Below are 23356 nucleotides of genomic sequence, written 5' to 3'. Positions count from 1 at the left end.
TGACGACGCCGACACAGAGGAACGGTTACATGACGCGACCCGAACCGGCCAGGAAGAATCCAGACAAAGGGTACGTAGCTCTTTTAGGGTGGAGCCTGAACGCCGTAGAGGCACTCGACCGGTTCGATCGGCGGTACATCGTCGTGGCGCCGGAGTGGGCCGAGAAGTACTGCGTGGAACACGATATTCCTTATCTGCCATGGAATTTCGAGCGGCTCAACGACCGGTCGCTGGAGATCGCCGAGACGCTCCAGCGCGAAGGCGTCGACGTCGCGATCCCGCTGTTCGAGGAAACCGTGGAGTGGGCCGGGGCGATCAACTCTGTCCTGCTGGACAACCCGCGCCTGTTCGGCCAGGCCATGCTGCTGCGGGACAAATCGTTGATGAAGCGCCGGGCGCAGCTCGGTGGCATCCGGGTCGGGATCTTCGAGGAGGCCCACGACCGGGACGACGTGATCCGCTTTCTCAAGAGGGTCAACCAGACGCTCCTCAAGCTCGACGGCGATCCGAACGACCCGATCCACCTCAAGGCCTTCGACAAGGCGGGCTGCCTCGGGCATCGCATCGTCCGTACCCCCGACGACGTCGACGCGATCCCCGAGGACGAGTTCCCGGTGCTGATGGAGTCGCATCTCGACGGCTGGGAGTTCGCCGTCGAGGCGTGGATCCACAAGGGGAAGATCAAGTTCCTGAACATCTCCGAGTACGTCACCCTGGGTTACTCGGTGTTCGTGCCGGCCACCCCGGAGCTGGAGCGGTACCGGCCGCAGATCACCGCGCAGATCGAGAAGCTGATCAAGACCTTCGACATCGAGTTCGGCTTCGTGCACCCGGAGTACTTCGTCACCAACGACGGTGAGATGTACTTCGGCGAGGTCGCTTACCGGCCGCCGGGCTTCAAGGTGTTCGAGCTTCTCGAGCGGGCCTACGGGTTCAACGCCTACCAGGGATTGGCGCTGGCCTTCGACCCGAAGACGACCGAGGAGGAGATCGACGCCTTCTTCCCGAAGGAGGTCGACGACGCAACCGGAGTCGCGGGCTGCTTCGGGGTCTATCCGCGCCGCAGGGTGGTCAGCGAGCTGCGGATCCCGCCGGAAACCGAGGATCACGACTACTACGAGTCACACGACCTGTCGGCACCGTTGGAGGAGACGGTGACCAAGAGGACCGCGTTCGGTACCCACTGGGGCCTGCTGTACTTCTTCGGCGAGGATTCCTATCAGATGCGCGACCTGCTGAAGCAACAGGAAGAGTTCGACTTCTACGTCTGAGGGCAGCCGCGGACGCAGGAGACCGACCCGAGGGAAGCCTTTGAAACCGACCGTCGATGTGCATGACGCGGCCACCACGCTGGGCAAACGCGTGGCTTCGCTCGACGACGCCATCAGAGTGATGGCCGAGACCCGCGACTTCGGCAAGCACAGCAAGCTGAGGCGGATGCTGGAGGCGCTGCGGCGGGTGCTGGTGCAGCCGGGCGGCGCCGCTGCGGTCCAGGCCAGGGCGCAGGCGCTGGAGGAGGCCGGCCTGTTCCTGGGGACGGACTGGGACACCCCGGAGATCCTGATCCCGGCGCTGGTCGGACCTGGCCTGCACGCCGGGGACGCGGACACCGTGGTGATGGAGGCGTGCAGCGGACTGCGCACGCTCGCCGTGGCCTGCGGGGACTACGCGCACCCGGCGCTCTCCGCCGAGGACGCCCGCGAGTTCCTGTCCCAGGTGCTCGCGATGAACCTGGAACTGCTGTTCACCCCGCCGACCGAGGCGGAGCGGACTCGGCAGGGCCGGACCGCTCAGCTGATCAGGGACTTGTTCCGGCACGTCGCCGACGAGATCGGCTACGACAGCGTGCTGGACAAGCTGGTCGAGGAGATCTGGCGGATCCTGCGCCAGCGCCCGATCCAGGTCGACCAGGTGCAGTCGCTGATCACCCGGATCTCGGTCTACCGCGGAGATCCGGAGGTCGATCTCCGCAACGCCTCCGGGCAGGGCATCGACCGGCTGATCAGCGCCCTGTTCGGCACCACGGAGGCCTGCCGGGAGGATCCGGGCACCGACGTCTTCCGGTCCCGGCTGGAGGCGATGGACGACGGCGGCCTGCAGTACGAGGCCTCCGGGTTCGCGAGGGCGATGCACGACACCGGGCTCGTCTCGCCGTACCACGCCGAGTTGCTGCGGTTCCTGCGGCACAAGAGCGACTACCTGCTCGGGGAGGCGCTCGGCCTGTCCGACACCGGCCGCAACTGCCTGCTGCGCCACCGCGACCTGATCCACCGGCTGGTCGAGGTGGCGGTGCACACGCAGACCGCCCAGTGCGTCTACGGGCTGGCGCTGCTCCTCGACCGCGGCATCCTCCACACGCCGGCGGTGGTGCCCGCGCTGTGGCGTCAGCTGGGACTGGAGCTGTCCGAGCACGCGCGTGAGCGGCTGACGACGGTGTTCGGCGACGAGCCGGGGCCCGAGGCACGGCTGATCGCGGGCGTGCTGTCGATGCTGGGCCAGCCACTGGGCGTCGGGCAGGGCGACAACCCGACCTGCCAGTCGGCCCGCGCGCTGTCGATGTGGGCCTACAACGATCCGGACTACCTGCTGCAGATCGTGGTCTGGGCGGCACGGGACGACGAGATCGTCATGCACTTCGAAGGCCAGCGGATCTCCTCGCTCGACAGTGGCGATGGACTCGCGAGCACCCCGCCGGCGGACCTGGACCCGGTCTCGTTGCTCGTGGTGCCGCACCTGGACCGGATCTACGCCGAAATGGGGCGCCGCTGCATCGGCAGGCCCGGCGATCCGCACCGCTGGGTCAACCCCGAGTTCCACGGCTGGTGGTCCGCGCGCGGGTTCCGGATCAACGTCGACGTCGAGACGGGGAACCTGATCGAGCTCGACACCTTCCTGCGGCAGTTCCATGCGAGCTACCACCCGGGCTACAACGGTGGGCAGCCGCTGATCCACCCGCAGCCCGCCGGGGTCGCCGTCACCGACAGCGCGGCCCGCTACGTCGGCTGGCACGCGATCACCATCCTGCGGGTGACCGCCGACCCGCAGGGGGTCATGCGGGTGTACTTCTACAACCCCAACAACGACAGCGGGCAGGACTGGGGCGACGGCGTCGTGGTCTCGACCGCGGGCAACGGCGAGCGGTTCGGCGAGGCTTCGCTGCCGTTCGACCAGTTCGCGTCGCGGCTCTACATCTTCCACACCGACCCGCTCGAACACGGGGAGCCGGAGAAGGTGCTTCCCGACGACATCGCGAGGATCACCGGCTACATCGAACGCAGCTGGGGAGCGAACCGATAAGCCCGCCAACGGGCTGAACCCGTTGGCGGGCTTAGACTTCGGCGTGCGTCAGAACGTCAGCCGGTGACGTCGAGATGCGCGGAAACCGGGGTGGGCTTGGGGGCCTTTCCACCGGGCCGGGGCTTGTCGCCGGGCTTGGCCGGCGGTTCCGGAGTGTCGCCCGGTGATTTGGCGCAGGTGGCCGACGCGATGTCCAGGGTCTGTGTCCGGCCGAGCAGGGTGGCCGACACCGCGGTCACGGTGAGCGTGCCGTCGGCGTTCTTGGTCTGCTTGTTCACCACCAGTTCGAGCAGGGGGGCCAGCGGGACGGTGGTGTTGGGCGGGACCTGGTCGAGCTCGACCGTCTTGCCCCCGACCTTCAGGTTCGCGATCGACACCGAACCCTTGCCGTCGCGGCATTCGGACTTGATCACCTCGGCGCTCAGGCCGGGCAGAGCGGCCGCGGCGGGCAGTACGCCGAGTTTCAGCGAGAGGCCCGCGACACTGGACTTGGCGTGCCCCGGTTTCACTTCGGCGTTCAGGGCTTTCGCGCTGACCAGCGACGGGCCGGAGGTCGGCAGCGCCACCGAGGCGAGTGATTCCTTGCCGGGTCCGGAAACCGAAGGTGTGCGGGGGATCTTGACCAGACCGGACGCGGCGATGGCGTACGCGGACTCGGCCTGGGCGGCCGCCGCGGGAGTGGCGGCGAAGACCAGGCAGGCGGCCGCCGTGCAGGCGAGCACGCTCGTTGTACGTGGGGACAAGGAAATTACCTCCGTGGGTGGGTACTAGGTGATCTGCACGACGGTGCCGAGCGGCAACTCGACGAGGCGGTCCAGTGCCTCGCGGGTGACCCGGATACAACCGTCACTGGTGGCTTCGCCGATGAAGCTGTTGTCCGGCCAGGTATGCAGGCCGACCGTGCCGGGCCCGCCACCGAAGGTCTCGTGCGAATCGGAATGGCTGCTCAGCGGCAGCACGATCGGGCTGTAGGTGTTCACACTCTCCTTGATCGAGGCGAGAATGAACGCGCGGCCGGTGGGCGTGGGGTGCTCGGGCTTGCCGATGCCGATGGCCCACGAGCCGGTCGGCTTGCCCGCTTCGAGGATTTCCAAGCGGAATCCGGTGAGGTCCACGCTGACCTGGAAGTCGTTGTGCGCCGATTCCACGGTTTCCGGGGTGGCGTGCAGCCAGCCGGTCGCGCCGTTGGGACGCGCGGGCAGCAGCACCTGCGCCCAGTCACCCTGCCGGGCGATCACCGGGACCCAGGTCGGCGAGCCGATCTGAGTCTCCGGTAGCCGGGCGATCGGCTCCGCGCCAGGGGCGCGGTAGACCACCGCGTCCGCCTTCGGATGCAGCACTTCACCGCCGGAGGGCAGCGCGGGGGACGGGTCGGCGGGCGCGGAGTTCAGCTCGCCGAAGGTGTTCGCCTCGGGTAGTCCGGCGAGCGCTTCGGGCGGTGGCGGTGGCGGGGCGACGAGGGCGGCGGCCCCGCCACCGTCGCTGACGGCGGTGCCGCAGCCGGACAGCGGCAGCACCACCAGCATCAGTGCGAGGAGCGCGTGAACCGCATGAGGGCGCGCGCCACCGCAAGAGGTCTGCAGGTCGGTCATCAGGCTTGTCCTTGCGCAGAGTCATCCGCAACGGGGATGCGAATCCAGAATGGTCATCTCTAACAGCAAGGCGGTGCGTTAATCAATGCGCACGATAGGTGATCAAATCGGATCTGCCTGCGGTTTTCCAGAGTTTTCGCAGTTCACCGTGTTTGTCGATTTCACTCGATCGGTGCGGAAAAGCGATTTCGGTAACGTCGACGAGAAACACACTCTGTGTGTCTTTCACTGCGGCCATTCGGAGGGCGGCGGTACTATTTCCGACCTCGGTGATCACGCGGAGTGCCGGCGTTGAGCCACGCCCGCGGCGGTACTCCGGTCCAGCAGTGTGACATTTTGAGGCAACCTGTCAAACTCCTTGGACGTAGTAGGGGTACTTCCGAAGTACGAGGGGGATGAATGGGGCAGGGGTTCTCGGTCGAGCCGGCCGCGGTGCGCGGTCTCGGCGACCTGGTCTTGCGGGCAAGTGGAGGTGCGGACAGCTACCGCCAGTGGTTCGACCGCGCGGTCGCAGGGGGCGGGCCCGGCACCGAAAGCGATGAAAGCTTCCTGGCCGTCGCCTGGCCGACACTGGACGACTGGCAGCGCACGGCGCTGAGCCAGTCGGGGTTCGCGGCCGGCCTCGCCGCGGACGCCGGTCACGAACTGCGCTGCGTGGCGCACTGGTACACCGTGGTGGACGCGCGGGCGGCGGAACTGCTGGACCGGCTCAACCCGGAGCCGGACGCCGCGCGGGTCCCGGCGGACGAGGTCCGTGACCCGGCCGCGGCCGCGTCGTTCCGCGACGCCGTCCCGGTGGGCTACGGCGGCCCTGACCCGGAGCAGGTCACCAACCCGGCCTGGTGGCCGGTGAAGGCCGAGCAGGAGAAAGAGGATCTGCTCGATCTCGGCGGGTCCTTGGGCGATGTCGCCGAGGTGATCCAGATGCTCACCGGTTCCGACAAAGACTTCATCACGATGATCGCCGACCTGCTCGCCGGTGACTGGAGCGTGCTGCAGCGGCAGGCGGTGCTCTACTCCGACGCCGCCGCCGGCTTCGAGAACATCGCGGCCAACATCGACCAGGGCCGGTTCGGGATCCAGGAGCCTTGGAGCGGGGAAGCCGCCGACCGGGCGAAGAACTGGCTGACCGGCTACCGCGCCAGTGTCGTCCAGCTGGCGGAGTACTACCGGGGCGCGAGCCTGGCGATCCAGGTGCTGGCGAAGCTCGCCTACCACCTGATGCAGGAGATCCGGCACGGCTACAGCTCGGCGATCGACATCGCGCTGCTGATCCTCACGAAGGGCAAGAAACTCGGGCTGGAAAAAGGGGTCCGGGTGGCGGAGGTGATCAGCGAAGCACTGTCCCAGCTCGGCCGTCGCAAGAAGCTCGTCGATGTCTTCAAGGGCGGCGAGCTGAAGGACATCATCCATCTGATGCTGTCCTTCAGCGAAATCGTCGGGATCATCCAGACCCTGATCAGTGCCGCGCTCGGACTGGCCCACATGTTCGCGGGGGAGAAGGCGATCGAAGAACTGATCGAAGCCCTCAAAGCCATGGGCGATCCGCCGCAGTGGCCGGAGAACTACGAGCACCGGGACGCCGAATGTCCGGCCAAGGGCAAGCGGGTGCTGCTGTGACGGGAAGCCACGCGATGCACGATCCGTTCGACTCCGAGCAGGGGGAGCGGGCGCGGCAGACGGCCATGCGGCTTCTGGCGGCGACCGGCGGCGCCGCCGGGGACTTCGCCGCGGAGGTGGTCGCCGGACGACGGCAGCCGCACGAACTGCTGGCTCACCGCCCGGTCCTGGACGAGTTCGTCCAGGAGGCGAAGGGCTGGTGGCAGGTCATCGACGCGCTGCCCGCCGAGGAGCGGCGACGGCTCGCCGCCGACGCCTGGTCGTCCTTGGAGCGGCAGGTCGGCGAACTGGCCGCTTTGGACGCCGATGCCGCTGTCGCCGAGTTGGAGGAGCTGGCCGCGCGGGCGCAGACCCCGCCCGAACCGAGCAGGCGATCCCGACCGCGTGACGACGAGGATGAAGACTGGTCCGAGCGGTCCTATATGGAGCCGCTCTGAACCGCCGGCGCGCACCGGCTACGTGTCGTGACGCCGGTGCACCATCTCGGTGATCCAGAGGGGCGCGAACGGGGACGTGCAGTTCGGGGGAGTGGGGTAGTCCTTGAGCACTTCCAGGCGTTCGCCGATGTCGAGCGCGCGGGCGCGATGCTCGGCGTGCTCGATCCCGATTCGGGCGAGGCAGTTGTTCATCGCCCACTGCAGGCGATCGGGGGCGGCTTTCATCTCCGCCTCGATGACGTCGAGCAGTCCTGAGAGGTCGAGGCCCTCGGGTTTCTTCGCCACGCGTTCGGTGGTCAGTGCCCAGCCGGCGCTCGCGACGACCGGGTCGGGATCGGCGAACCAGGCCGTGCGCAGCTCTTCGGCGTGCGGGCCCTTCTTCACCACGTAGTTCACGAGCCAGTCTTGGACCTTGGGGGTGCGCGCCCCGCGCACCATGACGTCCAGTTCGTCGCGCTCGAACGCCTTCGGACGGCAGATCAGGGTCGCCAGCAGTCTCGCCGCGGTGTCCTCCGTTTCCCAGAGGCGGCGCGCGAGTTCCTGTTGCGTCTTCAGCCGCTTCGCGAGCGCGCGCAGCTTGCCGAGGCTCACGCCGTGATCGTCGCCGTGTTTCTCGTTCACCTCGCGGAACCGTGGGTCCTCGAGCCCGGCCAACTCGGCCATCACCTCGGCCAGTGCCCTCTCGGTCACCTCAGCCTCCCCTCTCGGCGGTCATACCTCCGGTTCGCCGGGAAACTTACGCCCGCTCGGCGGGCCGGACGGCGTCGGACACGGTCGAAAGGGCGCGTGGTCGATTCGGCGTTGCTGGACGCGGTCAGTGGCCTGCGGAAGGACCGCAAGGCGTACCGCAAGCAACTGCACTCCCGGCGCAAGGCCAGGCACCTGCTCGAAAGTGCCGGCGATCTCGCACGGGAGATCGCCCGCGCCGGCGGACGAGAGACCGAACGGGTGGCCCACACCTTGAGCCGTCGTCTCCGGGTTGTTGGTCCGTGATCAACGCCCCACTGGCCAGCGGGGCTCGCAGCACCCGGCCCGGCAAGCGCCATACCCCGCCGCACAGTGGGGCGTTGAGAAATCAAGGGCCACCACACCCGCGGGTACACCGTTTGGCTTTCACGCCGCTTACCTGTGCGGGAGCACTAGGGACTTTGGTCCTCGCGGCGCGGGTCCACCGGCGAGGTGAGCGGGACCCTGGGGCAGGGCCTGCGGGACTTCATCCTCTGCGTTCCGCACCCCGTGTCGGCCGAGACTGGGACAAGACTTGGTCCGCACGCCGGCCGGAGATCGCGACCGTGCGGAAACAGCAAGACGGAGTAGAGGAGCGGGAATGCCGGTTGCCACCGAAAGATCCATCGTCGTCGGGATCGACGGGTCGCAGTCCGCGAAGGCGGCCGCGATGTGGGCGGCACGCGAGGCGTCGAAGCGTGGCCTGTCGCTGCGGCTCGTGCACGTGTTCACGATGCCGGTCGTGACGATGCCGGGTGTCATCCCGGCGTCCGGAGGAATCCGTGAGGGTTTCGAGAGCCGAGGCCTGGAATGGGTTTCCGAGGTCCGGGAAGCAGTACTCGCTCGGTACCCGGAGCTTGTCATCGAATCAGCGGTCCGCCAAGGGAGCCCGGTCGCCGCGCTGATCCAGGAGTCGGTGCGGGCGTCGATGGTCGTGCTGGGTTCGCGGGGGCTGGGCGGTTTCACCGGCATGCTCGTGGGTTCGATCGCCGTGGCGCTGGCCCATCACGGGCACTGCCCGATCGTCGTGGCGCGCGGACCGGAAGCCGAGGGTGAAGGGCCGGTCGTCGTCGGTACCGACGGCTCGACGGCCAGCGACGCTGCACTCGCGTTCGCGTTCGACGAGGCGAAGTTGCGGGAGACCGGGCTGACCGTCGTCCGGACCTGGTCGGAACTACTTGATCGCGGGGCGCTCCGGCCGCGTTTCCTTGACGTCGACCCCGTCGAGATCGAGGCCGCCGAACGGAAGGCGGTCGAGGAACAGGTGGCGCCTTGGCGGGACAAGTACCCGGAGGTTCCGGTCGAGATCGTCATCCGCAAGGGACGACCGGTCCGCTCCTTGCTCGAATTCGGTGCGGCGGCAGGGCTTCTCGTCGTCGGCAGCCGGGGGCGCGGGGGATTCGAAGGGATGCTCCTCGGGTCGACCAGCCAGGCACTCATCGCCCATTGCGGGTGTCCCGTCGCGGTCATCCGGCCCGGAGACCCCATCACCAGGGAACTGTGAGCCGGGAGAAGACATGCGGGCACGAGACCTGATGACGAGCCCGGTCGTCACCGTCACCACGGAGACGACCGCCAAACACGCCGCGGAAATCCTGGCCGAACACGGCTTTACCGGGTTGCCGGTGGTCGACGAGTACGACTGCCTGGTCGGCATCGTGACCGAGACGGACCTGATCCGCGACCGGTTCCCCCGGGACATCCGCTCCTGGGGACATCCCGGAGAGCGTACGAAGCCGGGAACCACCGTGGCGGCGGTGATGACGACCCCCGCCATCGGCATGAGCGCCGGAGCGGATCTCACCGAGGTCAGCAGGGTCCTGCTCGACGGGAGGATCCGGACGATGCCCCTGGTGGACGGTTCGAAGGTGGTGGGCATCCTCACTCGCGGCGACTTCGTGCGCGCGTTCGCCCGCGAGGACACCGTGATCGCCGCCGACGTGCGGCACCACCTCGCGATCTACGGCGGCCCCAGCCGGTGGACCGTCGCGGTCCACGACGGCGAGTGCCGGATCGGCGACCAGTACGGAAACGACACCGACCATCACGTGGCGAAGGTCATCGCGGAGGCGATTCCCGGTGTCGTGGAAGCAAAAGTGACCTATCAGGAGGCTGACCGATGAGCACCGTTGACCACAAGATCATCGTAGGGGTGGACGGCGCCGATCCCGGACGGGCCGCCGTCCGGTGGGCGGCCGGCTCCGCCGTCGAACGCGGCTTGGGGTTGCTGATCGTGCACGCCCTCCATACGGAGCGGATCAGCTACGGCGCTGGGCTCACCGGAGCGGCCCCGTGGTCCGACGTGCTCGCGGCGGACGGGCAGCGGGTGCTCGACGAGGCCGTCGCCGAGGCGGAGTCGGTCGCACCCGGTGTCGCAGTGGACACCTCGATGCTTCCGGATTCGCCGATCCCGTTCTTGCTCGACGCGTCGAAGTCGGCGGCCATGGTGGTCGTCGGCGGCTCGGGCAAGGGTTTCTTCGCCGAGATGGCCATCGGCTCGACGGCGTCCGCTGTCCTCGCTCACGCTCATTGCCCGGTGATGGTGCTTCGGGGCCGGAAGGGCACGACGAATTACCTCACCAGCGGCCCGGTGGTCGTCGGGATCGACGGTAGCCCGCTGAGCGAACGGGCCCTGGAGATCGCGTTCGAAGAGGCGTCACGACGTCGCGCGCACTTGGTGGCGGTGCATGCCTGGACCGATGTCACCTACGATGATGCTTTCGGGATGGCACGCCTGGCCACCCAGTGGGAGTCCCTTGAGGACGACGAACGCCGTCTTCTCGCGGAACGACTGGCGGGCTGGCAGGAGAAGTACCCGGACGTCACCGTGGAACGCGTGCTCGTCCGCGACCGGCCACGTCAGACTTTGCTGGAGTGGAGCGCGAAGGCACAACTGGTGATCGTGGGCAGCCGCGGTCGCGGCGGGTTCGCCGGACTGCTGCTCGGCTCGACCAGCCAGGCGCTCGCCCACCACGCCGAATGCCCGGTGCTGGTCGTCCGGCCGAGGAACGCGCGGTGACCTCGACGCGCGTTTTCAGGGAGACGACGGGCTGAACCGGTGCGCCGCCCTCGGTGAGACGAGCACGGTCGGGCAGGTCGCGTGGCGGACGCAGGCGGCGGCCACACTTCCGAAAGCGAGCTGCCCGAGCGGCCCCTCCGGCGGGGAACCGAGTACCAGCAGATCGGCGCCGTGCGCGGCGGCCAGCAGTTCAGAGGCCGGGTCGCCGGTGCGGACCGACGCCTCGATGACGATGTCCGCGGCGAGTTGTTCGCAGATCTTCGTCACCTGGTCCGTCATCGGGCGACCGTCCTGGATCGGGGCCCGGCCGTGTGGTCCACGGGCGAACGACGTGCCGGGCGGAAGATCCTCCTTCGGCCGCACGAGGAGTACTTCGAGGCGGGCACCCCGTGCGCGGGTTTCGATGATCGCCCACCGGACCGCTTCACTGCCGCGTTCCGAGCCGTCGGTTCCGACGACGACCCTGCGTTCCAGGCCCGCCCGCCGGTTCATGGCGTGGTCCATTGCGAGGTTTCGATGTCCTGCGCGCGCATCAGGTCCTGCCAGGTGACGACACCGATGACCCGTCCCCGCTCGAGCACCGGCACCGAACGGAGCCGGTGCTCCAGCATCCGCGCCGCGAGGTCCGCGAGATCCGTGTCGGGATGCGTCCCCGGTCCGGGCGTCCGCATCACCTCCCGCACCGTGGTGCGGGCACCGAGCATCACGCCCGTGTCGGGGTCGCCGGCCGAACGCTGTTCCGGCAGGTAGCGGGCGCGGATCACGTCGTCCTCGTTCAGCAGGCCGAGCAGCCTTCCGGTGTCGTCGACGACCGGGAGCGAGGTGATCCCCTTCCCGGCCAGTACCGCGATCGCTTCACCGATCGTCGCGGCCGGAGTCACCGCGAGGACGGGAGTGGTCATGACCTCACGTACAAGCATGACCGCAGTGTCGACCGGCCACGGCGCGGCCCGGTACCGCTGGAGGTCCCGATCATCCGGGACCGACGACCCCCCTTCGTGCGTTCGCGCGAAGGGGTGCCGAAGGTCCCGGGTCGCCGGGGCCCACGGCACTCCCGTGAACGGCCGGGCGGGGACAGGCTGGAAGCGTCCACCGACCGGCTTGGAGCGGCACGATGATCCTCACCGATTTCCCGGTACTCACCACCGCGCTGGAGGCTGCGGTGAGAGCGCCGTCGCCGCATAACACCCAGCCCTGGTTCTTCGAACTGGGGCGTGGCGTGGTGGAGGTGCATCTCGACGAGGACCGGGTGCTCGAGGTGTGTGACCCGGACGGCCGGGAGGCCCGGCTCGCTTGCGGCGCGGCCCTGCTGAACATCGAACTCGCGATCGCCGCCGCCGGCTGGTTCCCGGACACCGATCTGATGCCCGACCTGAGCAGGCCGTCGTTGCTGGCCCGAGTCGAAATCGGCGACCGGCACCGTCCTGGTACCGAGGAACTGCGGCTCGCCGCCGCGATTCCCCGCCGCTACAGCAATCGGCGCCCGTTCACCGATCAGCCGGTGCCGACGCCGGTGCGGAACGCCGTCCGCCAGGCCGCCCGTGTCGAGGACGCGCGACTGGTCCTCGTCGACGAGGCGGGGCACCTGGAAGCGGCCGCGACGCTGATCCGGCGCGCCGACCACCTGCAGACCCAGAACGAAGCCTTCCAGACGGAGATGCGGGCGTGGACCGGCACACACGACCGGGACGACGGGGTGCCCGCCTTCGCCGGCGGACCGCGCTCGGCGGGCGGCCTCCTGCCGGTCCGGCACTTTCACGAGAGCGTCGCGCCGCGGCCGTACGAGCAGGATCCGGTCGTCGCGGTGCTGACGACTTCCGATGATGGCCCGGTGGCCCGGCTCCGAGCGGGCCGGGCCATGCAACGCGTGCTGCTCACCGCGACCACGGAGGGGCTGAGCGCCTCGTTCTACTCACAGCCCATGGAGATCCCGTCCGCACGTGCCGAACTGCGTGCTCTGCTCGGCGGGAACGACTATCCGCAGACTCTCTTTCGCCTGGGGTATGGCTTTCCCGGTGTCCCGACGCCGCGCCGCCCGCTCGAAGCTGTCGTCAGGGAGAAGGCGTCGTGACGAGGAATCCGATGTGTGCCGCGGAAATCATGACCAGTCCGGCGGTGGCCACGAGTTCCGCGACTCCTGCTCGCGACGCCGTCGCCGTCCTCGTCGACCACGGTTTCGCGGGGCTGCCCGTGGTCGACGCCGAGGGTGGTGTGGTGGGCACGTTCACCGAGTTCGACGCACTTCGTGGTGCCAAGGAACGCGGAAACGGAACCACGGTCGGCGACTTGATGACCAGCCCGGTCGAGGTCGTCGTGCCCGGGACCGACGTCACCGAGATCAGCAGCCGCATGCTGACCGGCCGGCTCCGGTGCCTGCCCGTGGTCGAAGACGGTGTCCTGGTCGGCGTGGTCAGCAGGCGCGATCTGCTCCGCCCGCTGGTGCGGGCCGACGACGCGATCTTCGCTCAGCTAGGCGGTCTGCTGGCGGGCTACTCCTCACACAGTCCTCAGTGGACGGTCGAGATCGAGGCCGGGCTGGTGCGGATTCGCGGCGAATTCCGCGACGAGGTCGAGCGCGGAGTACTGGAAGCCCTTGCCAAGACCGTGCCGGGCGTCGTCGGCGTCGAGCTCGGTGCCGAGAAGTGACGGCCGGCCGGGAGGCGAGGGATGCGACAGCCGAATGACCCGCCGAGCGGGGAGTGGACGACCGCCGAAGTCGAGGTGCTCGCCAGAGCCGCGGTGAGCGCCCCGTCGGTGCGTAACTCTCAACCGTGGTCCTTGGCGCTGCCGGGCCGGCGTATCGAACTGAGTGAGCGGGCGGACGTCCGCGGCGCCGATTCCGGCCACGACGGACGCGATCGGCTGATCTCGTGCGGCGCGGCCTTGGCGAACCTCGCCGTGGCCGTCCGCGCTCTCGGCTGGAACGCGCGGGTCAGCCTGGTCTTCGAGGATCAGGCGCCGTTGGTGGCCGTCGTGGTGGCCGACAGGCGGCTCTCGCCCTCGGCGGAAGACCTCCATGGTTACTCCGCGATTTCCCGATGGCGAAGCCACGACACCGCGTTCTCCAGGACTCCGGTGGCTCCGGCGCTGCTGTCCCGGATCATCGGCCGGGTCCCCGGGGATGTGCTGTGCCAGGTGGTGAGCCCAGGGGAACTGCGGCCGTTGGCCGTGAAGCTCGAAGCGGCCGGGCCGGCCGACTGGACCACGAGCCTGATTCCGGACGGTCTCGCCTTGACCGGTCAGATCGGGCGGGAGACGTTGCTGATCATCTCTGCCTACACTGATCGAAGGGCCGGGCAGGTCTTGGTCGGGCGGGCGATGGAGTTCGCCTGGCTTGCCGCGATCGAGATCGGAGTCGCCGCCTCAGTGCTGACGCCGTCGGTGCGGGACAGGCTCGTCTCCGAGCCGGCTTTGCCCGGGTTTCCGGGCGTGATCATGCGCCTGGGCTACCCGGCCGAGTGAAATACGCACGTTTGGCACCAGCCACACGGGGTAGACGCTGGGAGCGGCCGTAACGCTGAACCAGCGGCCACGCCTGCGGAGAGGAGCCGCGATGTCGGCCGAGCCGCCAGCGGCTGGACCCGTGCCACCGCCCAGCGCGGCGGTGCTGACCGGGCTGCGGCTGGACGAGTTGCTGCACGAGGTCCAAGACCGGCTGTCCGAGATCCTCAAGACGCGGGACCGGTTGCAGGGACTGCTCGACGCCGTACTGGCCGTGGCGACCGGCATCGAGCTCGATTCGACCCTTCAGCGCATCGTGCAGGCCGCCGTAGAGCTGGTAGACGCCCAATACGGTGCCTTGGGCGTCCTCGGTGACGAGGACGGGCTCTCGCAGTTCGTCTACGCGGGGATCGATCCGGAAACCCGGGCGAGCATGGGACATCTTCCCGAGGGCAGAGGCCTGCTGGGCCTGCTCATCCAGGAGCCGCATACGGTACGGGTCCCGGACCTGTCGCGGCATCCGGCGTCGGTGGGCTTCCCCGCCAACCACCCGCCCATGCACAGCTTCGTCGGTGTCCCCGTCCGCGTGCGGGACGTGGTTTTCGGCAACCTGTACCTGACGGAGAAACGGGGAGCGGCCGAGTTCACCGCGGACGACGAGGTGGTCCTGCGCGCCCTGGCCGCGGCGGCGGGGGTGGCCATCGACAACGCCCGGCTGTTCGAGCAGTCCCGCACCCGGGAACGGTGGCTGGAAGCGGTGGCCAAGGTCAACGGCGAACTCCTCGCCGGCGCCTCGGTGACCGACACCCTGAGCTTGATCGTCACCAGTGTCCGGGAACTGGCCGACGCGGGCGGAGTGATGATCTTGCTGGCCGAGTCCGCCGGGGAGGAAGCGCGCTCACTGACCGTGACCGCGACGTCGAGTGAACGGGCCGGTTCGTCGCCGGGGGCGTCGATCTCAGGCGAGCACCCGGCGATCGAGGAGGTCTTCACGAGAGGGCAGGCGAGCCTTGTCGCCGAGCTCGACAGTGTTTTCCCTGCGGCGGAGGAGACGCTGCTCGCCGGGCCGGGGGTGATGGTGCCCTTGACCAGCGCGGTCGGGGTCGGAGGGGTCCTGGTCGTCGGCCGGGACAAGGGCGCTCAGCAGTTCAAGGCCGATCAGCTCCCCATGCTGGCCTCGTTCGCCGATCAGGCCGCCGTCGCTCTCGAATTCGCCGAGAAACTCCGTAACCGGCGACTCCTGGATGTGCTCGCCGACCGTGATCGGATCGCACAGGACCTGCACGACCACGTCATCCAGCGGCTCTTCGCCACCGGGATGAGCCTGCAGAGCATCGTGCCGCGTGTTTCGGACGACCTCGCCCGGAACAGGCTCGTGCAAGGTGTCGAGCAGCTCGACCGGACAGTGCGCGAGATCAGGACCTCGATCTTCGACCTGCACACCTCGGGAGCCGACAAGTCCATCAGCCTGCGCCGTCGGCTGCTCGACGCGATCACGGAGCTGACGACCGATCCCGCGGTGACGCCCTCGGTGCGGATCGGCGGCGCCGTGGACACCATCGTCCCGGTGGAACTGCACGAGCACGCCGAAGCGGCCGTGCGCGAGGCGTTGAGCAACGCGATCCGTCATTCCGGCGCGGACGACATCGTCGTGACCGTCGAGGCCGATCGTGACCTCGTCATCGAAGTGACCGACAACGGGGTCGGGCTTCCGGAGGCCGGCAGGCGCAGCGGCCTGAAGAACCTCGTGCAGCGAGCGGAACGCTGCGGGGGCCTGGCCGAGTTCACCGGACGCGAGGGGGGCGGGACGCGCATCGTTTGGCAGGTTCCCTTGCCCTGAAAGGGTTCAGTGCTCGCCGAACAGTGGTGTCCGGTCGTTCTGCTTCAGCTCGGTGGCCAGCACGGCCGCCTGTGTCCGGCGCTGAATCCCGAGTTTGCCGAGGATCCGGGAGACGTAGTTCTTGATGGTCTTCTCCGCGAGGAAGAGGCGTGCCCCGATCTCCCGGTTGGTGAGCCCTTCCCCGATCAGGTCGAAGACGGCGCGTTCCTGTTCCGACAGTGACGCGGTCGGGTCGTTGCGGTCGCTTTCCCGGCGAATGCGATTCATCAGCGCGGCGGTGGTACGGCTGTCCAGCAGCGAACCGCCGTCGGCGATCGTCCTGATCGCCGACACGAGGTCGATGCCCAGTACCTGTTTCAGGACGAACCCGGACGCACCGGCCATGATCGCGGTGAAGAGCGCTTCGTCGTCGGCGTAGGACGTGAGCATCAGGCAGCGGAGATCTGTTCGGGTGGACAGCAGTTCCCGGCACAGCTCGATGCCGGTGCCGTCGGGGAGCCGGACGTCCAGCACCGCGATGTCGGTGTCACTCGCGGGGATCCGCGCGAGTGCTTCCGAAACCGAGGCCGCTTCGCCCGAGATCTCGATGTCCGCTTCGTTGCCGAGCAGATCGGAGAGCCCCCGCCGCACGATTTCGTGGTCGTCGACCAGGAACACCTTGGTCGTCATCGGATCGTCCTCCTGCCGCGGGGTCTTGGCCGTACAGCATGAACCTACTCGGGAGAACGGGGAAATAGCCCGCTGGACGTCCCGGCCGGCAGGGACCTTGGGCCTTCAGCGGGAACCGATGGGGCTTAGGTCCCGGATATCGGAGCCCTCCGTACCTGCGCGCGGACCCCGGCGGGGAGCACGGTTGAACCGGACACGGAGACAGTGCGGAAGGACGGAACATGGCTGAGCGAACGCGCCACGGACGCTGGTCGACCGCGGAGACCGAGGTGCTGGCGCGAACCCTGCTGAGGGCGCCGTCGGTGCACAACATCCAGCCGTGGCTCCTGGAATTCGAGCACGACCGGCTGCTGCTCACCGAGCGCCGGGACTTGCCCTTACCCGAACATGATCCGCCGGGGAGGGACCGCCTGATGTCCTGCGGCGCCGCGCTGGCGAACCTGGAACTCGCGATCCGCGTGCTCGGCTACGAGGCCAGGACGGTGACGTTCCCCGACCCGGACCGGCCGGAACTGGTGGCCACGATCGAAGCGGGGGAGCGGTCACTGCCGTCGGCGGAAGACCTGCATCGGTACGCCGCCATCGAGCGGCGGCGCAGCTACCGGAAACGGTTCTCCGGGCGCCCGGTCTCGCCGCAGCGCATCGGCGACCTGACGGCCACCGCCGCCGCGGCCGGTGTCCAGGCGAGGCCGATTCGCGACGAACTGGAACTGTCGCGGGTCGCGGACCTGCTCGAGTTCGCGGCGGAGGCCTTCCAGCACGATCACGGGTATCAGCGTGAACTCGCGATGTGGACGGTCCACGACGAGATGTCCCTGCGTCACGGCGCCGGTATCGCCGTGACGGCGCTCCCGCCCGGTTCCCTGCCCTGGGCGGGTTTGGTCCGGGCCGGCACGGCGTTGCCGGACAGGGAGGTGTTGAAGCGGCGGCTCGCCGACGAGACGCTTCTTGTCTTCCTGACGCTCGACGACACGCGCCACGACCACCTGCGGGCCGGTCATGCCCTGCAGAGCACCTGGCTCGACGCGGTCGACGGGGGACTGGTCGGATCCATCCTGACCCAGCCTCTGCACCTGCCCGAGGTGCGCTCTGCGTTGTGCGAGGACCTCGAACTGGCCGGGTTCCCCCAGGCCCTCATGAGGTTCGGCTACCCGTCCGGCGCGGTGCCTTCCAGTCCGCGTCGTGCTGTCGACGAAGTGCTCGGACGTGGCTTCTGAGCCGGACCTCCTCTTCATTCCGGAAATCGAATGACCACATCCTGTCGGCGAGGGCGTTACCGGTGCGTGACGCCGCTGGGGGAGTGGGTGGCTTGTGGCGTGGTGGGGAGGAGGCAGGCGTAGCTCAGGGGGAGCAGGTTCACGAAGGTTCCGTTTGCTCCGTTGCAGATGCCGGTGGCCTCTTGGACGCGGCGGTTGGCGGGGTTGAGGGGGTTGAACACGCAGATGTATCCCACCGGGTTGGCGGTGAGGGATAAGACGCCGCCGGTCGCGTTGCATAGTTCGGTGGCGTTTCCGGTGCTCGAACCGGGTCCCGTTGTCGGTGGCGTGCTGGTGTTCTCGCAGCTGGCATGGATGTCGGGATCCGGTGCCGGTCCCTGGCAGGTGTCGATGCCGTCTCCGCCGTCGAGACTGTCCTGGCCGCCGTCATTGGAAGCGCCGATGAGGTTGTCGTTGCCGGTACTGCCGGAGATCGTGTCGACGCCCAGGCCGCCGGTGAGGGTGTCGATGCCGGTGCCGCCGGTGAGGGTGTCGTTGCCGTCGCCGCCGTTGATCGTGTCGTCGAAGTCCGAACCGGTGATGGTGTCGTTTCCGCCGTTGCCGTTGATCGTCTTGGCGGGGTTCGTGCCGCCGCAGTCGATCGTGTCGTTGCCGGGGCTTCCGGTCACGACGGTGGCGGTCTGGGTCACGCCGGGGCCGACGACGCAGTTGACCGCCGCGTGGGCGGTCATCGGGGTGACCGCCCACAAGGCCGGGACCGCGAGGGCTCCGGCCAGAATGGCGACGATTCCCCGGCGGACAGGATTCTGTTGAATTTTCATGTCTTCATTTCCTGAAACGAATTCGGTGATGATTCACGCGGGCGCGGCGCACCGGCGGGATTGAGGTGCGCGACCACAAGCCGCCGCACGTCAAGAGCACCGAGGTCGGGGGTGCGCCACGCGAATTTACTCCTGTTTCCGAAGAGAGCGATACCGCTGTACCTCGAATGGACGCGCTCTGTGCACCGGAAAGCGCTCTCGTTCACCACGAGATATTGGCCGCAAGCCTGGCGAAATCTGTTTCAGGTTATGGCTGATTTCCGATCGCCTATCAGCGGAGTCAGTGTTTGTGCGGCCGAGGAGGGTCGGAGGGCCCGCCTGACAGGGCCCTTCGTTTCTGTCGTCATAGCGGAAGGAGCTGGATCGTGTAGATGTCGACTTCATATCGAGGACTAGGAGAACTGTGATGCGTGCGATGGTGGTGTACGAGTCGATGTTCGGGAACACCGAGCAAGTGGCCAAGGCGGTGGCGGATGGGCTGGCTCCCAACGCCGAGGTAGACGTCGTGAACATCGACGACGTCGGAAGCGTGGCGGAGGCCGACTTGCTCGTGGTCGGTGGCCCTACGCTCGGTAAGGAATTCGCCCAGCTGAATAAGGCATGAACGAGTTTGCCCTTGGCCCCGGCAGGGAAGCCGTAGCCGACAGGGCCGCTCCCCTCAGCCAAGGAGTCACCATGACGAACGCCGTCAGCGCCACCACCGTGAAGGCAGCGACCCCTCCGAACCCCACCGCCCCTTCGAACCCTGCTGCCGCGCTGACCTCGCCGCAGGGCACGACCACCATCACCGACGTCGTCGTGCAGAAGATCGCGGGTCTCGCCACTCACGAGGTATCCGGCGTCTACGCCCTCGGCGGCGGCGCGGCCCGGGCTTTCAACGCGTTGCGTGAGCGGATTCCGGGTGCGACCGCGTCGGCGGGGCAGGGTGTGGCTGTCGAGGTCGGTGAGCGGCAGGCCGCGATCGACCTGCAGATCGTCGTCGAGTACGGCGTGTCCATCGCCGATCTGGCCCGCTCGGTGCGGCGCAATGTGATCGGCGCCGTCGAGAAGATGACCGGGCTCGAGGTCGTCGAGGTGAACATCGCCATCTCCGACGTCCACATCCTTGGTGAAGACGAGGACGAAACCACCGTGGACGGCGGCCGAGTCCTCTGACTCACGGCGTCGGCCTGCTGTCAGGCGGGGTGGGTGAGAATCGGCTCCAGGTCTGTCGTGCCTTCGGCGACGGAGCGAGCGAGTTCGGTCAGGCGAAGGCGATTGGTCCGGGCGTAGCCGCGGAGCCGGAGGAACGCCTCGTCCACGGTGAGTGAGCCGCGTTCGGCGAGGACACCCTTGGCCTGCTCGATCACGACACGGCTGTTCAGCGCGGTTTGCAGTTGTCCGGTGAGCCGGCCTCCGGTTTCGATCGTGCGTTGCTGCAGGATCCCGATGGTGGCGACGTCGGCCATGGCCTGGGCGAGTTCGACATCGTGCGGATCCGCGCCGCCGGGTTCGCTGCTGAGCAGGGTCAAGACTCCGACGATCTGATCGCGTAGCCGCATCGGCAAGGCCTGCGCGGACTTGAATCCGCACTCGTGGGCGGCGGCGCGGAACCTCGGCCATCGGTGCGCCTCGCTGCCCAGGTCCTCGCAGAAGACCGCTTTACCGCCGCGGACACAGTCGACGCAGGGTCCGTCATCGGTCTCGACGGCGAACAGTTCCAGCAGCCTCGCCCGGTGAGTGGAGGTCGCCGCGACCTCAAGGCCGCCTCGAGGATTCAGCAAGACCACTCCGACCGCCGTCACGCCAAGGAGATCCGCACAATCCTCGGCCAGGGTGCCGAGGAATTCGGAGATGTCGAAATCGGCGACCAAGGTGTCGGCGAGCTTGACGAACGTGCGAGACACCCTCCGCTCCCGATTGTGAGTCGTGGTGTTCAGGGTGTCTGATGTATCGGCCATGAGGACTGCTCCTAGCCCTTCGTAGCTGAGGACCCGGGTGCGTACTGAGGCCGGAAGTCGTTGGCGGCCACCGGTATGACGTTACCCGAGGGCGTCGGACAATGGGCGATCCAGCAGGTCGGCCCAGCGAACCAAGGAGAAGGTGCACCTGTGAAGAAGTCGTCGTTGACCGCGCTGGCCCGCGAGCAGCTGAAAATCGCCGGACAAGCCTCGAGCGGGCGCAGCGCGCGCACCGTCTATGGCGGCCACGAGCATGTCCTGCGTCAGACCCTGATCGCGCTCGTCGCCGGCCACGGCCTGGACGAGCACAACAGTCCCGGTGAGGCCACCGTGCACGTCCTGCACGGACGGGTGCGCCTCGCGACCGCCGACGCCGCTTGGGAAGGCTCGCCCGGGGATCTGCTCATCGTGCCGGCGGCGCGCCACACTCTCGAGGCCATCGAGGACTCCGCTGTTCTGCTCACCGTGGGGGCACATCGATGAGGCCCTCGGGACCGCCGTCGGTGAACGCCTGGCCCGTTCTTCCTCTTTCGCCGGACAGTTGACATCATCGGTCCCTTGATCCGTCCGGTGTTCGGCTTGAGCCGCGCCGTCGAGGATTTCGCGGAGGAAGAGTGCGCCCGTGGCCCGGAACGCCCTACCCGCTCGGGGCCACCTACGACGGTGCCGGGACGAACTTCGCGATCTTCTCGGAGGTGGCCGAAACCATCGAGCTGTGCCTGTTCTCGCCATCGGGTGGCGAGCACAGGCTGAGGCTGCCCGAGGTGGACGGGTTCGTGCACCACTGCTACCTGCCGGGGATCGGGCCGGGTCAGCAGTACGGCTACCGGGTGCACGGGCCCTACGATCCGGCGCGGGGACATCGGTGCAACCCCGCCAAGTTGCTGCTCGACCCGTATGCGAAGGCGGTCAGCGGCGGGCTGCGCTGGGACGAGGCGGTGTTCGGCCATCAGCCTGCCGATCCGGACGCGCGCAACGACCTGGACTCGGCGCCGTTCGTGCCGCGCGGTGTGGTGATCAACCCGTTCTTCGACTGGGGCGACGACCGGGCGCCATGCACGCCGTATCACGAGACCGTCATCTACGAGGCCCACGTGCGGGGGCTGACGCGGATGCATCCGGAGATTCCCGAAGAATTACGGGGAACGTATGCGGGCTTGGCGCATCCGGTGATGATCGACCACCTGGTCCGGCTCGGGGTGACCGCTCTCGAGCTGATGCCCGTACAGGAGTTCATCCACGACGACCGGCTGGTCGAACGCGGGCTGCGTAACTACTGGGGTTACAACACGATCGCGTTTTTCGCGCCGCACAACGAATACGCCGCGTACCCGGCGGTCGGCCAGGTACAGGAATTCAAGTCCATGGTGCGGACGTTGCATTCCGCCGGTATCGAGGTCATTCTGGACGTGGTGTACAACCACACCGGAGAAGGCGGTCATCTCGGGCCGACCCTGTCCATGAGGGGAATCGACAACCAGTCCTACTATCGGCTGGTCGATGGCGATCCGCACTACTATATGGACTACACCGGCACCGGGAACTCGCTCAATGTGCGCAGCCCGCACACCCTGCAACTGATCATGGACTCGTTGCGCTACTGGGTACTGGAAATGCGAGTGGATGGTTTCCGGTTCGATTTGGCCGCCACTCTCGCCCGGGAGTTCTACGACGTGGACAGGCTGTCGGCGTTCTTCGATATCGTGCAGCAGGATCCGGTGGTCAGTCAGGTGAAGCTGATCGCGGAACCCTGGGACATCGGGCCCGGCGGCTACCAGGTGGGCAACTTTCCTCCACTGTGGACGGAATGGAACGGGAAGTACCGGGACACGGTCAGGGGTTTCTGGCGCGGCGAGCCGGGCGTTCTCGGCGAGCTGGCCTACCGCATCACCGGTTCGTCCGATCTGTACCAGAACGATGGCCGCCATCCGGCCGCGTCGATCAATTTCGTGACCGCGCACGACGGCTTCACGCTGACAGATCTGTTCTCCTACAACGAAAAGCACAACGAGGCCAACGGCGAGTCCAATCGGGACGGAGAGAGTGACAACCGCTCCTGGAACTGCGGCACCGAGGGGCCGACCGAGGCCCCCCTGGTCAACGACCTGCGCGCCCGTCAACGCCGCAACGTCCTGGCCATCGTGCTGCTCTCCCAAGGTGTGCCCATGCTGCTCCACGGCGACGAGCTCGGCCGTACGCAGCTAGGCAACAACAATGGTTTCTGCCAGGACAACGAAGTGTCGTGGGTGGACTGGTGCGCCGCGGACGAAGACCTGCTCCTCTTCACCCGTGCGGTGGCGGATCTGCGCCGCGCCCACCCGGTGTTCCGCCGCCGGCGGCACTTCTCCGGCAGCCCTGTGCGGTACGGCGAAGCGCTGCCCGACATCGCCTGGTTCACGCCCGGCGGCAGGGAAATGTCCGAACGCGACTGGGACTTGGGCTTTTCCCGCTGCATCATGGTCTTTCTCAACGGTGCGGGCATCGTCGAACCCGGCCCGCGCGGCGAGCGGATAGTGGACGACTCCTTCCTGCTCTGCCTCAACGCCCACCACTCGCCGATCGAACTGACCGTCCCGCCGGACCTCGGCGACGAGTGGACGTCCATCCTGGACACCGAAACGGGGCGGCCTGGTGAAACCGAAGGCGTGATCGTGCCGGGCGACGGACAGGTCACCATCTCCGGCCACACGCTGCTGTTGCTGCGCCGTACGGATCAGCCGGTAACGCCGGCATGATC

General features: G+C 67.9%; 25 protein-coding genes. 17 read left to right on the top strand and 8 right to left on the bottom strand.

Annotation, left to right across the window (positions count from 1 at the left end; translation table 11 throughout):
- Window positions 1–29 precede the first annotated feature (29 nt).
- On the top strand, window positions 30–1271 hold the full coding sequence (locus tag ACLJRL_RS28005; protein ID WP_410659278.1) for an acetyl-CoA carboxylase biotin carboxylase subunit family protein: 1242 nt from the start codon (window positions 30–32) through the stop codon (window positions 1269–1271).
- Window positions 1272–1311: 40 nt separating this feature from the next.
- On the top strand, window positions 1312–3297 hold the full coding sequence (locus tag ACLJRL_RS28000) for a hypothetical protein (RefSeq protein ID WP_410659277.1): 1986 nt from the start codon (window positions 1312–1314) through the stop codon (window positions 3295–3297).
- Window positions 3298–3353: 56 nt separating this feature from the next.
- On the opposite strand, the gene ACLJRL_RS27995 is transcribed toward ACLJRL_RS28000, so the two are convergent.
- Both ACLJRL_RS27995 and ACLJRL_RS27990 read right to left on the bottom strand, forming a co-directional pair.
- Complete coding sequence (locus ACLJRL_RS27995) at window positions 3354–4040, bottom strand: choice-of-anchor P family protein (protein WP_410659276.1); 687 nt, start codon at window positions 4038–4040, stop codon at window positions 3354–3356.
- A gap of 24 nt (window positions 4041–4064) precedes the next feature.
- Window positions 4065–4889 carry a L,D-transpeptidase gene (locus ACLJRL_RS27990; RefSeq protein ID WP_410659275.1) on the bottom strand — a complete coding sequence of 275 codons (825 nt, stop codon included), beginning with the start codon at window positions 4887–4889 and terminating at the stop codon, window positions 4065–4067.
- Between the two features lie 399 nt (window positions 4890–5288).
- On the opposite strand from ACLJRL_RS27990, the gene ACLJRL_RS27985 reads away from it, so the two are divergent.
- Complete coding sequence (locus tag ACLJRL_RS27985) at window positions 5289–6509, top strand: hypothetical protein (RefSeq protein WP_410659274.1); 1221 nt, start codon at window positions 5289–5291, stop codon at window positions 6507–6509.
- A complete protein-coding gene (locus tag ACLJRL_RS27980; RefSeq protein ID WP_410659273.1) occupies window positions 6506–6946 on the top strand; it encodes a hypothetical protein in 441 nt (146 codons plus the stop codon). The genes ACLJRL_RS27985 and ACLJRL_RS27980 overlap by 4 nt, the downstream gene beginning before the upstream one ends.
- A gap of 18 nt (window positions 6947–6964) precedes the next feature.
- On the opposite strand, the gene ACLJRL_RS27975 is transcribed toward ACLJRL_RS27980, so the two are convergent.
- The gene (locus tag ACLJRL_RS27975; RefSeq protein WP_410659357.1) at window positions 6965–7609 is read right to left on the bottom strand and encodes a DNA alkylation repair protein; all 645 of its coding nucleotides are present in this window, start codon (window positions 7607–7609) and stop codon (window positions 6965–6967) included.
- Window positions 7610–7732: 123 nt separating this feature from the next.
- Between ACLJRL_RS27975 and ACLJRL_RS27970 the strand changes: the two genes are divergently transcribed.
- The 4 genes from ACLJRL_RS27970 (at window position 7733) to ACLJRL_RS27955 (ending at window position 10691) form a co-directional block, all read left to right on the top strand.
- Window positions 7733–7939 (top strand): hypothetical protein, encoded by a 207-nt coding sequence (locus ACLJRL_RS27970; protein ID WP_410659272.1) that lies wholly within the window; start codon window positions 7733–7735, stop codon window positions 7937–7939.
- 334 nt (window positions 7940–8273) lie between these two features.
- Window positions 8274–9176, top strand: coding sequence for a universal stress protein (locus ACLJRL_RS27965; RefSeq protein ID WP_410659271.1), 903 nt, complete (start codon window positions 8274–8276; stop codon window positions 9174–9176).
- Window positions 9177–9189: 13 nt separating this feature from the next.
- Entirely contained in the window at window positions 9190–9795 is a 606-nt protein-coding gene (locus ACLJRL_RS27960) for an HPP family protein (protein WP_410659270.1), read from the top strand.
- Window positions 9792–10691 carry a universal stress protein gene (locus ACLJRL_RS27955; RefSeq protein WP_410659269.1) on the top strand — a complete coding sequence of 300 codons (900 nt, stop codon included), beginning with the start codon at window positions 9792–9794 and terminating at the stop codon, window positions 10689–10691. Before ACLJRL_RS27960 ends, ACLJRL_RS27955 begins: the two co-directional genes overlap by 4 nt.
- A gap of 15 nt (window positions 10692–10706) precedes the next feature.
- On the opposite strand, the gene ACLJRL_RS27950 is transcribed toward ACLJRL_RS27955, so the two are convergent.
- Window positions 10707–11183: a universal stress protein gene (locus tag ACLJRL_RS27950; protein WP_410659268.1), complete on the bottom strand. Its 477-nt coding sequence runs from the start codon at window positions 11181–11183 to the stop codon at window positions 10707–10709.
- Entirely contained in the window at window positions 11180–11593 is a 414-nt protein-coding gene (locus ACLJRL_RS27945; RefSeq protein ID WP_410659267.1) for an HPP family protein, read from the bottom strand. Before ACLJRL_RS27945 ends, ACLJRL_RS27950 begins: the two co-directional genes overlap by 4 nt.
- 212 nt (window positions 11594–11805) lie before the next feature.
- On the opposite strand from ACLJRL_RS27945, the gene ACLJRL_RS27940 reads away from it, so the two are divergent.
- The 4 genes from ACLJRL_RS27940 (at window position 11806) to ACLJRL_RS27925 (ending at window position 15972) form a co-directional block, all read left to right on the top strand.
- Entirely contained in the window at window positions 11806–12762 is a 957-nt protein-coding gene (locus ACLJRL_RS27940; RefSeq protein WP_410659266.1) for an Acg family FMN-binding oxidoreductase, read from the top strand.
- 11 nt (window positions 12763–12773) lie between these two features.
- On the top strand, window positions 12774–13337 hold the full coding sequence (locus tag ACLJRL_RS27935; protein WP_410659356.1) for an HPP family protein: 564 nt from the start codon (window positions 12774–12776) through the stop codon (window positions 13335–13337).
- A gap of 21 nt (window positions 13338–13358) precedes the next feature.
- Window positions 13359–14153, top strand: a complete 795-nt coding sequence (locus ACLJRL_RS27930) for a nitroreductase (RefSeq protein ID WP_410659265.1) — start codon at window positions 13359–13361, stop codon at window positions 14151–14153.
- Between the two features lie 91 nt (window positions 14154–14244).
- Window positions 14245–15972: a GAF domain-containing protein gene (locus ACLJRL_RS27925; protein WP_410659264.1), complete on the top strand. Its 1728-nt coding sequence runs from the start codon at window positions 14245–14247 to the stop codon at window positions 15970–15972.
- 6 nt (window positions 15973–15978) lie between these two features.
- Here ACLJRL_RS27925 and ACLJRL_RS27920 read toward each other — a convergent pair whose 3' ends face one another.
- Window positions 15979–16641, bottom strand: a complete 663-nt coding sequence (locus ACLJRL_RS27920; protein ID WP_410659263.1) for a response regulator transcription factor — start codon at window positions 16639–16641, stop codon at window positions 15979–15981.
- A gap of 221 nt (window positions 16642–16862) precedes the next feature.
- Here ACLJRL_RS27920 and ACLJRL_RS27915 point away from each other — a divergent pair, with 221 nt between their 5' ends.
- The gene (locus ACLJRL_RS27915; protein ID WP_410659262.1) at window positions 16863–17858 is read left to right on the top strand and encodes an Acg family FMN-binding oxidoreductase; all 996 of its coding nucleotides are present in this window, start codon (window positions 16863–16865) and stop codon (window positions 17856–17858) included.
- 56 nt (window positions 17859–17914) lie between these two features.
- Here ACLJRL_RS27915 and ACLJRL_RS27910 read toward each other — a convergent pair whose 3' ends face one another.
- Window positions 17915–18679 carry a calcium-binding protein gene (locus ACLJRL_RS27910; RefSeq protein ID WP_410659261.1) on the bottom strand — a complete coding sequence of 255 codons (765 nt, stop codon included), beginning with the start codon at window positions 18677–18679 and terminating at the stop codon, window positions 17915–17917.
- Between the two features lie 406 nt (window positions 18680–19085).
- Here ACLJRL_RS27910 and ACLJRL_RS27905 point away from each other — a divergent pair, with 406 nt between their 5' ends.
- Both ACLJRL_RS27905 and ACLJRL_RS27900 read left to right on the top strand, forming a co-directional pair.
- Window positions 19086–19283, top strand: a complete 198-nt coding sequence (locus ACLJRL_RS27905) for a flavodoxin family protein (protein WP_410659260.1) — start codon at window positions 19086–19088, stop codon at window positions 19281–19283.
- Window positions 19284–19354: 71 nt separating this feature from the next.
- On the top strand, window positions 19355–19834 hold the full coding sequence (locus ACLJRL_RS27900; RefSeq protein WP_410659259.1) for an Asp23/Gls24 family envelope stress response protein: 480 nt from the start codon (window positions 19355–19357) through the stop codon (window positions 19832–19834).
- 20 nt (window positions 19835–19854) lie between these two features.
- Here ACLJRL_RS27900 and ACLJRL_RS27895 read toward each other — a convergent pair whose 3' ends face one another.
- The gene (locus ACLJRL_RS27895) at window positions 19855–20565 is read right to left on the bottom strand and encodes a GAF and ANTAR domain-containing protein (protein WP_410659258.1); all 711 of its coding nucleotides are present in this window, start codon (window positions 20563–20565) and stop codon (window positions 19855–19857) included.
- Between the two features lie 204 nt (window positions 20566–20769).
- On the opposite strand from ACLJRL_RS27895, the gene ACLJRL_RS27890 reads away from it, so the two are divergent.
- The gene (locus tag ACLJRL_RS27890; RefSeq protein WP_410659257.1) at window positions 20770–21102 is read left to right on the top strand and encodes a cupin domain-containing protein; all 333 of its coding nucleotides are present in this window, start codon (window positions 20770–20772) and stop codon (window positions 21100–21102) included.
- A 131-nt stretch (window positions 21103–21233) separates the two neighbouring features.
- Window positions 21234–23354, top strand: coding sequence for a glycogen debranching protein GlgX (gene glgX / locus ACLJRL_RS27885; protein ID WP_410659256.1), 2121 nt, complete (start codon window positions 21234–21236; stop codon window positions 23352–23354).
- The last annotated feature ends 2 nt before the right edge of the window (window positions 23355–23356 follow it).

The organism is Amycolatopsis sp. lyj-112, assembly GCF_046549055.1.
Taxonomy (GTDB): Bacteria; Actinomycetota; Actinomycetes; order Mycobacteriales; family Pseudonocardiaceae; genus Amycolatopsis.
The sequence above is the reverse complement of the archived record's forward strand: the minus strand, read 5'-3'. Positions and strand labels throughout refer to the sequence as shown.